The organism is Paenibacillus sp. FSL H7-0357, assembly GCF_000758525.1.
Lineage (GTDB): Bacteria > Bacillota > Bacilli > Paenibacillales > Paenibacillaceae > Paenibacillus_AQ.
The window spans coordinates 4,884,117-4,898,051 of record NZ_CP009241.1 but is presented as its reverse complement, the minus strand read 5'-3'; the positions used below and the strand labels follow the sequence as shown (position 1 = coordinate 4,898,051).

The following is a 13,935-nucleotide window of genomic DNA, read 5'->3' as shown; positions in this document are numbered from 1 at the left end:
TCCATCAATTTTTACAAATATCGTGTTATTTTTGCGATTTCAAGCCTTATACTTCCTTTATGAGTCATTTCACCTAGTCCAAAATTCCCTACACATAAAAGCATTCGGTTCATTCAGGAGGCTCAGTTTATGAGTACATATTCGAAGGAAGAAAAAAGCTGGATGTGGTACGACTGGGGTCATTCTGCCTACTCTATCATCATTTCGACGGCAGTCTTTCCGCTCTTCTACAAAGCAGCAGCTCAGGATGCTGGCATTAGTGCCGGGGATTCTACGGCCTACCTGGGATATGCTGTTGCAGTTTCGACGTTTATCCTTGCCCTGCTAGGCCCGATCTTGGGCACAATTGCTGATTACCAAGGGTTCAAAAAAACGTTTTTCGCCTGCTTCAGCTTGCTCGGCATAGTCGCTACCGCGCTGCTCACGTTTATTCCGAACGATAGCTGGGAGCTGCTGCTCATCTGCTATATGTTCATCGCGGTCGGGTCGGCGGGCTCCAATGTGTTCTACGACGCGTTCCTAGTAGACGTAACCGACAACGAACGGATGAATAAGGTATCTGCCCGCGGATTTGCGATCGGGTATATAGGCAGCACGATTCCTTTTATCATCAGCATCGCGATCATTCTTCTTGCTGAGCAAGAAATTCTGCCGATCTCCGTCACGGCGTCGAGCCAGATCGCTTTCTTCATTACGGCCCTCTGGTGGGGCATCTTCACCTTACCCATGCTCCGCAATGTACACCAGAAGCATTACTTGAACCGCGAGCCGCGAATTATCGCGAACAGCTTCAAGCGTCTCTACGAGACCTTAAAGCAAATCAAGCAGCATCGTGCGATTTTCCTTTTTTTGCTCGCTTATTTTTTCTATATCGACGGCGTCGGGACGATCATTACGATGTCTACCGCTTATGGAACTGATCTGGGCATCAAATCGACTGATTTGCTTATTATATTGTTCGTCACGCAAGTCGTCGCTGCTCCATTTGCGATGTTGTACGGGCGTCTGGCGGATCGGTTCTCGGGCAAAACCATGCTATATGTCGGTATCTGCGTCTACATCATCGTATGTATCTACGCGTATTTCATGAAGTCGGTGTTCGACTTCTGGGTGCTTGCGATGCTGGTCGCCACCTCGCAAGGCGGCATTCAGGCGTTGAGCCGGGCTTACTTCGCACGGATGGTGCCGAAGGAGAACGCTAACCGGTTTTTCGGGTTTTATAATATTTTCGACAAGTTCGCATCGATTCTGGGGCCTCTTCTAATCGGAGTCACCGCGCAGCTCACCGGCCACACGAACATGGGGGTCTTCAGCCTTGTCGTCCTGTTCATCGCAGGTATTGTCATTCTCATGCTAGTGCCGGAGCCGGGAAGGGGACAGGATGCCGGTTTGCCAGGCGGACGTCATGGCCGCAAGACGAGCGGGTTGAACTAGTCAGCGCGGTAACGCGCTTGCTCTAGCAACCTAACAAGAAGCTGAGTGTTATGGGTTAAGAGAGAACGATACTCCAATAAAACAGCGGCAGTCCGGACATAATTTCGTCGTCCATGGCTGCCGCTATTTCCTATAATAGGGTCAGACTGTGCTATGTATTCTTTAAGTATAAGAGTTTTAGCCCTCGTAATGGTCTTCCAATTAATAGTATAATGAGAACTTATAGGGCTATTATTGCCCTGCTAAAGAAGATTACATATCCATATTTGAAACATAAGGAGATGAGCTCATGACAGCAATTATCCCTACGGAACAAATCCGCATTATTGAATACGATCCTTCTTACGCTGGGGCGGTCGCAGAGATGTGGAACCGCAGCAACGAAAGCTGGGGGGGCGGTACCAACCACAGAACAGAAGACAGTGTGCGCAGGGAGATGGAGGTTTCGGCCAATCTTCATGTGTTTCTCGCTGTCGATGGCAAAGAGGTGGTCGGATTCTGCAGTTTTGCACATTACCGCCAAGATGAAGGGGCTTTGTACGTACCGTTATTAAATGTGCGACCTGATTATCACGGTTACAAGGTAGGCCGTAATCTGATTTTGAACGCCGTCCGTAAGACAGTCGAAGCGGGGTGGCCTCGTCTCGATCTGTTTACCTGGGCAGGCAACACCAAGGCTGTGCCGATGTATAAGAAATGCGGATTCTTCTGGGAAAAGAATGAAGATTACGTCCATCTGATGAACTTCATTCCAACCGTTCTGCAGACGGAGGCGCTTGCTCCCTATTTCGAGGAGCTGGATTGGTACGCAGACAGCACCCGCGAACTTCCCATTCAGCCGGATGGCCGGCGGGAGCGTGGTTTTGATTTCTTTGATTACACTTGGCAAAAGGGAGAACTCTCCTTGCGGGCAGAATTCGAGAAGTCCGGTCGCGGGCTGACCGCTCTTGATACACCTGACTATGAAATCTCCACTGAAATCGACGATCATGATCTTGTGTTTGGCTCCGCTTACAAGATTCGTTATGTGATCAAGAATCGTTCTGCTTCCGAGCTGGCGATTGAGATCAAGGGCCAGAACGACAAGAACATCCGGTTTGATCTTTCCGCTACACTTACGCTCGCTGCGGGAGAAACGGTCATTGTAGAGGGTGATTTCGAGCTTGATCCGGTTCGGGAGGAGCAGAATGACAAGAAGACCCATCCGGTTGTGACGAGCCAATGGATCATCGGTGGCAAGCGGGCTGAGTTCCGCCTTGGCGTAGCTCCGAAATTTCCGGTCAAGATGAAGATTGTATTGCCAACCCGGGAGTTGTATCCGGGCCGTCCGGCTGAGCTGTATCTGAACGTTGAGAATAACTTCGCCTCGGAAGCGGAGTTCGCTTTTGACTTGCCGGAGGAGGATTTCCTGCAGTGGGGTGAACGTGCAGTACGCTTCACGGTTCCGGCTAAGAGCAAAGCCTCTATCCCGGTACCCTTCACCCTGTTGTCCTACGGGCTTTACTCACAAGATATTGAAGTGACGGCCGTTCCAATTGGGCAAAAGGCGGTCTCCTTCACAAGTAAACTATCCGTTCTAATGAAGGGAACGCAGGGCCGCTTCGGCGGGCAGGAGGGTGATCAGTGGGTCGCTGTGAACGGCGCCTTCTCGCTCCATATGAACAAGTCCGACAATGGAATGTGGATTGAATATCCCGGCTCCAGCCATAACTTCTGGTGGACCTTTCCGAAGCTAGGCAAGCCGTTCGCAGAAGAATTCTCTAAGAAGCAGGCCGTCAGCGTGAAGATCTACCCGGAAGGGGAGAGCCAGGTTCTCGAAGCGCTCTACGCGTCGGATGAATTCCCGGGTATGGAGATAACAACAGTGGCTAAGCTATCCGCAAACGGAATCGCTGAGTTTCATCATGAGATCTGCAACACCAGCAGCAAAGCACTGGATGAGAATATGTATGTACTGACGAATTTCGGCTTTTTTGGCAAGCGGCTCATCCTGCCGTATCAGGGACATTACGTGGACATGGGCGATGCGTACGCCGGTGATCCGGGTCTTTGGGACAGCGACCATGTCACGGAGAACTGGATGTTCTGCAAGGAAGAGAACGTCACCTGCGGAATTTGCTGGGACCCTTCTCTGAAGCTGCTTCGCCCGGAATACACGCTTGGGCTTGAGCATAACCTTGGGCAGATTTCCGCTGGAGAGGTCGTGCGGACAAAGGCAACTGTGTTTGCACTAAACACCTTTCCTAAGTGGCCGGAATTCCGCGCCTTCGCCAGAAAGCAGAAGAATTCGGTCATCCCGGTGCTGGACGATCATCTGGAACTCACACTCGGCGGCGGAAATCCGTTTGCGGGGGGTGCGCTTCAGGCAGAACTACTCGAACGAAAGATGACCCCGCTTGCAGGAAGCCTCGATCTGTATGTGCAAAACGATGGCGGAGCGGAGCGGAGAACGGCTGGTATCGAGTTGCAAAGGGAGCAGGATTTACGCTCTGCGGGCTTTGAGCTCTCTCCTGAGGAAATGGGATCACCGGGACACAGCAACTCCGGCCAGAAGGTCCGGGTCGTCTATCGCGGTGAGGATCGCATTCAGGAACGGTCGGGTCTTTGGTTCCCTCAGACGGAAACAACTGTTGTTTGCGAGATCGAGGAAGGTCCGGCGGGTTCCGTTTATACGGTGAGTAATGGAGTACTCTCGATAGCGGCTGCCCCTCAGTTCGGAAGCGTGGTGTATTCCCTTAAGCACCAAGGGGAAGAATGGCTGGACAGCTCCTACCCGGAAGCCGTTCCGCGTTCCTGGTGGAATCCTTGGTACGGCGGTCTCGGCGTAGGAATTTCCGGAATGGGCGGATTCAGCCGGCAGCAGGAGACGAGAACCGCAGCATGGGTGAAGCGGAAGGATGTTCACGGCAATGTCTGGAAAGGCCTGCGGTTAACCACTTCTATCGAAAAGCAGGAGGCAAACCGGGGGATCACAATCAACCAGCATTACCTTATGCTGCCCGGCGTTCCGGTGCTCTGTATGCTCCATTCAGTGACCAACGGAAGTGGAATGGTTCTGCCACAGTATTCGCTATCGGAGGATAGTTACTTCAAGCCTTCACCTGTTTTTTCCGAAGGATGGATGGAATTCCCCGGGGAAGGCAAATTCATTCTTGGGAAAGTGGAAGCTCATCTGGATTCCAAGGGGATCTTGCGAGTCGGTGCGGCTTCACGTAAGGATATGCTGCATGTTGTGAATAATTACCCCAACCAGAGGGCTTCAGCGTATGTGAACAATAAGGTATTCGCTCATGATGTGGGTCATCATCTTCCACTTCTGAACGGAGAAACCGCTTGGACACAGCCAATCTTCCTGATCATGGGGGAGATCCCTCTGAATCCAGAGGATGTACGTGGTCTCCTGAAGCTGGCCTTTGCCAGTCCCACTGACGAAAAGGAGAGCTTAAATGCCGATCATTGATATACACATTCATCTGTCTGACATCGACAGCTTTCATCAAACAGCGGCGGATCTGTCCAAGGTCGATTACACAGCCGCTGGCCTCAAGGCGGAGTTTGACAAGAACGACGTTGTTCTCGGTATTGGTATGGGGGTCACGGAACAGACGAAGGGTGCCTTTCCTGACTCTACTTCACCCAATCCGATGGGTCTTGATTTGGAAGCCAGTGTTCCGCCGTTCTTAATGGAATGCGTTGGCATCAACCCGAACATGCTTGCAGGGGGCCATGTCCAAGAGGAGCTTGACCGAATCGAAGCACGGCTGCAAGCTCCCGAGGTAGCGGGAATTAAGCTCTACGCCGGGTACTACCATCATTACGTCTATGACAAAATCTATACACCCGTCTATGAGCTGGCTGCCAAATACGGTTTGCCTGTGGTCATTCATACCGGCGATACGTATTCGATGAATGGATTGCTTAAGTATTCGCATCCTCTTACCGTGGATGAATTAGCCTACCAGCAGCGGGGCGTGAACTTTATGATCTGCCATCTGGGCGATCCCTGGGTGATGGACGCTGCCGAAGTGGTGGCCAAGAATCCGAACGTCTATGCCGATTTGTCCGGCCTTGTCGTCGGCGACCGGCCCCATTTTGAACGGTTTATGAACGAACCCTTGTTCATGGACCATTTCCGCCGGGCACTGGTGTACTCCGACCATTACGAGAAAATGTTGTTCGGCACCGATTGGCCGCTTGCCCCAATTGACCTGTATGCGGAATTCGTCCGCCGGCTTGTGCCTGAGCAGCATCACGAGAAGGTATTTTACGAGAATGCCTTTGGGCTGTTTCCGCGCATCCAGCAGCGGATTGCGGCGCTCTGATACTTCCGGGGACAGCCCAGCCACAGTGCAATGAAGCATAATTGAACAAGCCTTCCCCTTAGACCGTGTGAGGGGATGGCTTGTTTTTGGTTAAGGGAAATGTAAGATTTTTTAAAACCGTATGGAGTTGTGGCGCTTTAGCCTTTATAATATGACGAGTATAAAGAATAAAGGAAAAGGTGTTAAATACATGAGCATATTAAACGTAGAAAAGCTGAGTCACGGGTTTGGCGACCGCGCGATTTTCACCGATGTATCCTTCCGCCTGCTGAAGGGCGAACATATCGGTCTGATCGGTGCCAACGGTGAAGGTAAATCCACCTTCATGAACATCATCACAGACAAGCTTCAACCGGACGAAGGTAAAGTTGAATGGGCTAAACGAGTGCGGACCGGATATCTGGACCAGCACGCGGTGCTTACCAAAGGACAATCGATCCGCGATGTATTGCGCGGAGCGTTCCAGTATCTGTTCGATATGGAACAAGAGATGAACGACATGTATGGCAAAATGGGTGAGGTGTCCCCAGAGGAGCTGGAGCAGCTGCTCGAGGATGTTGGAACCATTCAGGACACATTGACGAGCCAGGATTTCTATATGATCGACGCCAAAATCGACGAAACCGCCCGCGGACTTGGACTTACCGACATCGGCTTGGATAAGGACGTCCATGACCTTAGCGGGGGGCAGCGGACTAAGGTGCTGCTGGCTAAACTGCTGCTGGAGAAACCGGACATTCTGCTGCTTGACGAGCCTACGAACTATCTTGACGAGCAGCACATCGTGTGGCTGAAGCGGTATTTGCAGGAATACGAAAATGCCTTCATTCTGATCTCGCATGACATTCCGTTCCTGAACAGTGTCATCAACCTGATCTACCATATGGAGAATCAGGCACTGACCCGTTATGTGGGGGATTATGACTATTTCCAGCAGGTGTACGAGGCGAAAAAATCGCAGCTTGAATCTGCGTTCAAACGTCAGCAGCAGGAAATCGCAGATCTGAAGGACTTTGTTGCGCGGAATAAGGCCAGTGTGGCTACGCGGAATATGGCGATGTCCCGGCAGAAGAAGCTGGACAAGATGGAGGTTATCGAGCTCGCGAGGGAAAAACCGAAGCCGCAGTTCAACTTTAAGGACGCGCGCACTTCCGGCAAGCTGATTTTCGAAACGAATGAACTCGTGATCGGCTACGATTCTCCGCTGTCCAGACCGCTGAACCTGCGCATGGAGCGGGGACAAAAAATAGCGCTCGTCGGTGCGAACGGGATCGGGAAGACGACGCTGCTGCGCAGCATTCTCGGCCAGATTCAGGCGATCTCCGGTTCGGTCAAGCTCGGTGACCTGCTGGAAATCGGCTATTTCGAGCAGGAAATGAAGGATGCGAACTACAACACCTGTATTGAAGAAATATGGACCGAGTTCCCGTCCTATACGCAGTTTGAAATTCGGGCGGCTCTTGCTAAATGCGGTCTGACGACCAAGCATATCGAGAGCAAGATCGCGGTCTTAAGCGGCGGCGAGAAAGCCAAAGTCCGTTTGTGCAAGCTGATCAACCGTGAGACAAATCTGCTCGTACTGGACGAACCAACCAACCATCTTGACGTGGATGCGAAGGACGAGCTACAGCGTGCGCTCAAGGCGTACAAGGGCAGTATTTTGCTGATCTCCCATGAGCCCGAGTTTTACCGCGATATTGTGACAGAAACCTGGAACTGCGAATCGTGGACGACAAAAGTGTTTTAAACAGCCGGCAACAGAGCTGGTCTGTTGTCGCAGATTTGAGTGAGCGTAAAGGGCGTTGCGCTTAAGTGACGAAAAGATTAAAGCTTCTGCAGCATAGTGCTGCAGGAGCTTTTTTTGGATTTTACTTTTAACAACAATAATATATTTAAATTCACTAATTATTTATTGAAAAACGATAAATTATATGCTAAAGTCATATTAAATTTAAACATAAGTGAGGGGCTTTTTATGAAACGAGGAACAACACTCTTTTTAAAGGCAGCAGTTATTCTGATTGGAATCCCGGTTCTGGCTTTGTGCATATTTCTGGTACCTGAGATCGCAAATTTTGCAGCAGAATTGTATCCGGAGATGACGTACATCCAATTTCTCGTTTATCTCGATTTATATGCATCGGCGATTCCTTTTTACATTGCTCTGTATCAAGCTTTTAAACTTCTGGGCTATATTGACAAGAACAAAGCTTTCTCAGAATTATCAGTACGAGTATTAAAAAATATAAAATACTGTGCGATTACAATCAGCAGCGTGTATGTGTTAGGCATGCCACTCTTCTATCTCATAGCGGAGAAGGATGATGCCCCTGGAATCATAGTCATCGGATTGATTATTATCTTTGCCTCCATGGTGATTGCCGTTTTTACTGCTGTTCTCCAAAGGCTTTTAACAGAGGCGATTGAACTAAAATCTGAAAATGATTTGACAGTCTGAGGTGAAAACTATGGCGATTATAATCAATATTGATGTGATGTTGGCTAAGCGGAAAATGAGCGTAACCGAACTTACGGAGAGGGTTGGAATCACGATGGCTAACCTGTCTATATTAAAAAATGGAAAGGCAAAAGCGATTCGCTTCTCCACTTTAGAGGCGATTTGTAAGGCTTTAGAATGTCAGCCTGGCGATATCTTAGAATACAAAAGTGACGAAGATACTAATTGACCTGAAATGTCTAAAAATAGTTCAAAGAAGCTTTTGCTGATGTTTTGGCAGGAGCTTTTTTGGTTGTCTTTAGATTTGTGTAAACGGTTAGTGGAGAGGATTCCTGTCAAATAGTTGCAGAGAAGTTGAGGAATATAACGTCTAACTAAATGAAGAACGATGCTGTACGGAGTATGAAATAATACGAACATGAAGAGGAGAGACAATGAAGAACTTATTTAGGAGAAAAGGCTTAGCACTAGCAAGTGTAATCTTGCTTATCGTAATCATTACTGCCGCTGTTGACAGGGGCGCGTTTGGAACGTTGTTTACGGTAGGGAAATATGATACTGAGGAGCATATGGTAGAGACCCTTATGGCCAAAACAGCGACTCCAGGAGTAGCGATAGTCTCATCCAAGCAGGGCAATACAGATTATAAAGTATACGGATACGCAGATGTTGACCTAGACAAGAAGGTCACTGAAGAATCGTTATTTGAATTAGGATCGACGACTAAGGCGTTTACAGCTCTGGCTATTATTCTGTTGAAAGATGAGGGGAAATTGGCTTATTCGGATGCTGTCTCAGAGTATCTTCCCCGTTTTGTCCCAACCTTTCAAGAAGAGAATGTGAATATTACAATTGATCAGCTGTTAGCACATACAAGTGGGATTCCGTCTTGGAGTATAAAGTTAATTCCTGAAGGAACTACTGAGAATCTGCTTGACGAAACCATAAATAAGATTTCAGATATTTCATTGGATACATACCCGGGGGCAGAATATCAGTATGCAACTGTAAATTATGATATTCTGGCGATGATTATTGAGAAAGTTACAGGTACAAGCTATCAGAATTATGTAACTCAGAATATACTGGTTCCGCTAAAAATGACGGACAGTTATTTTTCAACAGGTCAGGAACAGAAACCGGATCAGCTTACCAGAGGATACCGGGTGTTTTTCGGCAAAAGCTTCCAATATGATGCCCCCAGATATTATGGGAATATTGCTGCAGGATATTTGGTGACGAATATAAAGGATTTGGAGCATTGGATGAATGCCCAATTAGGAATGGGTGATATCCCGGAGGGTCTGAGGAGAGCTATTCGGCAATCTCATGAGGTGGACCTCCAAACCGCTGGATATGAAGAGAAGAACCAATACTATTCATACGGTTGGAGTAATGATCCAGAAGAACGGGTGATTAGTCACAGTGGAAGTAATCCTAATTATTCCTCACATTTTATTATGGATATAGGGAAACTTGAGGCCGTATTAGTATTAACTAATTTGAATTCAACTGCACCATCACTGATTGCACATAACCTGCATGAGAATATGAATGGTAATCCAATGAATAAATTTACATACGATGACAGTTATATATTGCTTGATTTGATCTTTTCGTTCCTGGCCTTACTAGCAGCCATTAGTTTCAGTCTTAAGGTGATTAAATTAGCTGGAGGAAGCAAGCAAAATAAAAATGTTCAAAAGACAAGGAACAAAAGGATTATAGTAATTCTTGTTATTATCCTAAGAGCGATGTTGCTGGTAATGGTTATGTTCTGGCCTTATCTGTTAAACAATAATTACTACATGATTAGCGTGTGGATGTCGTATTCCCTATTCCTATGGATGGGCCTTGTTTCACTCAGCTGCATGTTATCGATTATATTGAATTTGAAAAAGCTAGGAGTCCTTAGGAGCAATTTGTCTTAACTCAACCTGAACCGGTCTCCCATTTGCTAACAAGTAGCTTTACCGGTTCTGCTTCCCTGGTTCTGTGCTCCACGATAATGTGAAGTATCACCCAGCAAATCGACGTGTGGTATTCCATTTATTACTTGTACTTTACATAAAGCAGTGGAGAAAATATCCGGCATTTCCCCGATTTCCCGCAGTGTTTTATTGAGAAAATGAGCCATTATAACTTTCAAGGTCATTCGGTGTGTAACAATGAGCAGCTGCTGTCCCAGGTTATCTTTAAGGATGCACTCAACAGCGGGAATCACTCTTTGTTCTAGCTGTTCATACGTTTCGCCTAAGCTGACAGGAACATATAGATCAGGACTGGTGAAAAATCGAGCATATTGCAAGGGATAATCCTGCTCTATTTGCTCGGTTTTCATTCCTTCCCATATCCCCATATTGATTTCCATCAGCTCATCCAACTGTTGTATAGGCAGCGTTCGATTTCCCCTCAAAATTTGTGCGGTATGCAATGCTCTTAGACTGCTACTTGAATAGATCGCGCCTAAGTTCTCTCCCTCTAAACGTTCCTTCAACCATTCAGCTTGCTGCTTTCCCAGGGTAGTAAGCGCTGAATTCTGATGCCCTTGCATTCTTTTCTGCAAATTCCATTCTGTCTGCCCATGGCGGGTTAAATATAATACGGTTTCTGTCATGTTCGAAGCCTCCCTTATTTATAGATGTAAGTATAAAATAAGAAAATATAAATAAACATTATATAATAATTAATATTCATAATGTATATTTATAGTTGAAAATTCCTGTTTGCACAAATACAGCGTTCCATTCATATCGTTAGGAAGGTATTCAGATGAACTTTCATGTATTGAGATTGTTTTATTACGTGGCGATAACAGGTAGTGTAACCAAAGCCTCGGAACGATTGCATATCAGCCAACCCGCGATATCCGCACAGATTCGTAAGTTTGAACGGGAGAATAACATTACGTTATTAGAAGTGAGAGGAAAGAGGATGGCGCTCACACCACTTGGACACAGGCTGATCCAGCCACTTGAGAAACTGTTTGCCATGGGTGAACAAATAGAGCAAATGATTGAAGATTATCACAAATTTCCGATAGGGAATATCCGCATCGCAGGCAATTACCTTGCCACAAGCCTGCTCATTCCCAGATGGGCCTCCTTATTTAAACAACGGTTTCGCGACCTTGGAATTCAGATTTCGACCGCCAATTCTTACGAAACTATGGAAAAATTAATAAACTTTGAAGCGGACGTGGCTATTTACAGTGATATGGAATTTCCTTCACATAATACGGGAAACTTTGAATACCGCGAATTGTACAAGGATGAGTATGTGTTTGTGGTTTCTTCCGGGCACCCTTTTGCCAAGCAGCAGGTCTGCCTTGAAGACATGGTATCTGAGGCGTTTATTATGAGAGAGGAAGGCAGTGCGGCCAGAGAGAGACTGCTTCGGCTGTGCGAAGACAGAAAAGTAGGCCAACCCAAGATCGAACTGCAATTTAATGGTGTGAACGAGACGATTCTGGCCGTGATAGCCGGTTATGGAATTACCTTTGTCTCTTCCTTGTTGGCACAGCCTTATCTTGATCAGGGGACGTTAGCCAAGGTTGAAACAGGAGACACTGTGACCAAGCATTCCATATGGATGGCCAGCAGACCCAAGGCAGAGCAGGAAGGTTATGTTCAGTCGTTCATTGCACTGGTCATGGAACAATTAGAGAAGTAGTTGTTTGAACGGAGATTAAAAAACTCAAGCCGTTAACGATTTCTTAAAATCTATTTGATCTAAGCGTAATAAGAGAAGACCGTTCCTAATAAGGAGCGGTCTATTTGTAGTGGTGTCTATGGGAAATCTAACTCTTGAATGCGGGTTGGTTCACTAATTGCACCAGCTCAAGCAGCAGCTCTTCTTCCGAGTGAATGATTTCAAGCATTTTCTTATGAATTTTGCCGCGTTGTGCCGGTTTGTTACCCGAACACATCACCTTTATCATAAATTGATTCACCATATTCCACATCTCCCCGGCAATCCGGTAGCCCTCGGCAATCCGGGTAAGCTCAGGCACTTCTTGATCAGCGGAAATGGCACTCAGGAAAAGGCTGTACCTTATCCGTGTGATCGGAAGGGTGTTGGCAGCCAGCAAGAAATAGGCACTATATTCCTCGGGATTCTCGGCGATTATTCCTGTCTCGAGGTAGGCATCAGCATAGGCCCTTAGATGCTCCGCAACCTGGAGCGGCTGGACTTCATGCTCTTGATTCAGCAGCGTATGCTCAAGGGCGAGGCGCCATTGCCCAAGGGGGCGCGATGCTTCGCACAGGCTGAACTCTGCGAAGAAATGGCAGGCGGACTCCCATTCATCCAAATCCACCGTTTCCAGGGGGCGGCCGTAGTAGCCATCCGTTAAATAAATCTTCCGGCTTGAACGATCGACGCCTACAGCCAGACAGGCATGTGAAGTATGCAGCCTACGGTAGGCCAGACACCAGGGGCAGCTATAGGAATCGAATCCTACCAGAACAGGCATGCCGCCAGCGAGCCGCTTCTCCAGCATTTCAAGCAGAAAAGACTTGTCCATCGCCGGCTCTTCACGGTTGACATATGTGAAATTTATCCCATGATAAGCCGCCAGATACTCCTTGCTGATTCGCGGAGTAGATACCCGGTCGATGACGGACTGTCCTGAAGACTGTTGTTGCTTGAAGGAGAACTGCCAGGCATTGCCGTACATGTACTTGCTGTCTTTACCCTGCCATTCAGCCACTGATTGGATACAGTCATCGATACAGCTGCGAAGCGTAGGGTAGGGGGTGCTTTTAACGGGCAGGATGTTCAGCAAAACTTATCACCTCCTTGGCAATTGAGAAATGGCTGTGCCCCCAATTACGGTAATTACCCGGTGTCATCCCGCTGTATTCGCGGAACAAACGGTAGAAGTATTTCATATCTCCGATCCCGACCTCAAGCGCAATTTTCTGAATGCCGAAGTCTGTGAACATCAGCAGTGCACAGCTGTATTTCATACGAATTTCCTGAAACACCTGGATATAGGATTTGCCGGTCTTCAGCTTGAACAGTCTTTGAAACTGGCGCGAGCTCATGGAAATATAGCGGCTGATCTCCTTCAATGAAATTCTCTGCTTGAAATTACTGACCATATATAAAATTACATCATGCAGCGGATCATCTGCCTGCTGTAAACGGTCTGAGAAAGGAACACCCGCACAAGGCTCGACAATCCTTAGAAGTTCGAATAATAATGGATACAGCCTCAGTGGATCTGCCGACGGGCTGTTGTTATGTAACTCCTGCATGCGGCGGAACAAGACCTCCAGTTCCATTCCCTGCCCGTGGCATCCGAACCAGGATTTCTGTTCTTTCAGCAACCGCAACCGGCGTTGCTGTTCTTCATCGAACAGCCCCGTGAAGAGCGCCGGCAAAGCGGCAGGAAGCTTGAACACCTCAGGACTGAGCATACAGTTCAAGATCCGCAGCGGCTGTGTTCCACTCAGATCCCGGGGCTGGAACACATGGGATACCTCAGGCGGGATGACAAACAGATCACCTTTTGCAACCTGTATCTTGTCCCCGGCGATAAGCTGAATGCCCTCTCCCTCAAGCACATATGCGATCTCCATGAAATCATGCTGGTGGAGAACAGATGTGAGCGATTCTTCGGTCAGCAACACTTGAACCGGTGAATTTGTGTCAAATAGATATTCCCCAGCAACTACCGGAAAAACCTCCATAGACGAACCTCCGTTTCAGCTAGAA

The 13,935-nt window shown here is 47.8% G+C and carries 11 protein-coding genes; 8 read left to right on the top strand and 3 right to left on the bottom strand.

Annotation, left to right across the window (positions count from 1 at the left end):
- Positions 1–129: 129 nt before the first annotated feature.
- The 7 genes from H70357_RS21390 to H70357_RS21360 all read left to right on the top strand — a co-directional run bounded on the left by H70357_RS21390 (position 130) and on the right by H70357_RS21360 (position 10,145).
- Positions 130–1,434: an MFS transporter gene (locus H70357_RS21390; protein ID WP_052092167.1), complete on the top strand. Its 1,305-nt coding sequence runs from the start codon at positions 130–132 to the stop codon at positions 1,432–1,434.
- A 289-nt stretch (positions 1,435–1,723) separates the two neighbouring features.
- Entirely contained in the window at positions 1,724–4,894 is a 3,171-nt protein-coding gene (locus tag H70357_RS21385) for a GNAT family N-acetyltransferase (protein ID WP_038593862.1), read from the top strand.
- Complete coding sequence (locus H70357_RS21380) at positions 4,881–5,756, top strand: amidohydrolase family protein (protein WP_038593859.1); 876 nt, start codon at positions 4,881–4,883, stop codon at positions 5,754–5,756. The genes H70357_RS21385 and H70357_RS21380 overlap by 14 nt, the downstream gene beginning before the upstream one ends.
- Before the next feature lie 190 nt (positions 5,757–5,946).
- Entirely contained in the window at positions 5,947–7,503 is a 1,557-nt protein-coding gene (locus H70357_RS21375) for an ABC-F family ATP-binding cassette domain-containing protein (RefSeq protein WP_038593856.1), read from the top strand.
- A 228-nt stretch (positions 7,504–7,731) separates the two neighbouring features.
- Positions 7,732–8,214, top strand: a complete 483-nt coding sequence (locus tag H70357_RS21370) for a DUF2975 domain-containing protein (RefSeq protein ID WP_038600135.1) — start codon at positions 7,732–7,734, stop codon at positions 8,212–8,214.
- Positions 8,215–8,224: 10 nt separating this feature from the next.
- Positions 8,225–8,443: a helix-turn-helix domain-containing protein gene (locus H70357_RS21365; protein ID WP_038593853.1), complete on the top strand. Its 219-nt coding sequence runs from the start codon at positions 8,225–8,227 to the stop codon at positions 8,441–8,443.
- Between the two features lie 205 nt (positions 8,444–8,648).
- Complete coding sequence (locus H70357_RS21360; RefSeq protein ID WP_038593850.1) at positions 8,649–10,145, top strand: serine hydrolase domain-containing protein; 1,497 nt, start codon at positions 8,649–8,651, stop codon at positions 10,143–10,145.
- Positions 10,146–10,171: 26 nt separating this feature from the next.
- On the opposite strand, the gene H70357_RS21355 is transcribed toward H70357_RS21360, so the two are convergent.
- Entirely contained in the window at positions 10,172–10,831 is a 660-nt protein-coding gene (locus tag H70357_RS21355) for a histidine phosphatase family protein (RefSeq protein ID WP_038593847.1), read from the bottom strand.
- 155 nt (positions 10,832–10,986) lie between these two features.
- On the opposite strand from H70357_RS21355, the gene H70357_RS21350 reads away from it, so the two are divergent.
- Complete coding sequence (locus H70357_RS21350; protein WP_038593844.1) at positions 10,987–11,886, top strand: LysR family transcriptional regulator; 900 nt, start codon at positions 10,987–10,989, stop codon at positions 11,884–11,886.
- 127 nt (positions 11,887–12,013) lie between these two features.
- Here the strand turns inward: H70357_RS21350 and H70357_RS21345 are convergent, their stop codons facing one another.
- Together H70357_RS21345 and H70357_RS34480 are read right to left on the bottom strand one after the other, a co-directional pair.
- Positions 12,014–13,000 (bottom strand): BtrH N-terminal domain-containing protein, encoded by a 987-nt coding sequence (locus tag H70357_RS21345; RefSeq protein WP_038593841.1) that lies wholly within the window; start codon positions 12,998–13,000, stop codon positions 12,014–12,016.
- Positions 12,978–13,910, bottom strand: coding sequence for an AraC family transcriptional regulator (locus tag H70357_RS34480; protein ID WP_052092165.1), 933 nt, complete (start codon positions 13,908–13,910; stop codon positions 12,978–12,980). The genes H70357_RS21345 and H70357_RS34480 overlap by 23 nt, the downstream gene beginning before the upstream one ends.
- Between the last annotated feature and the right edge of the window lie 25 nt (positions 13,911–13,935).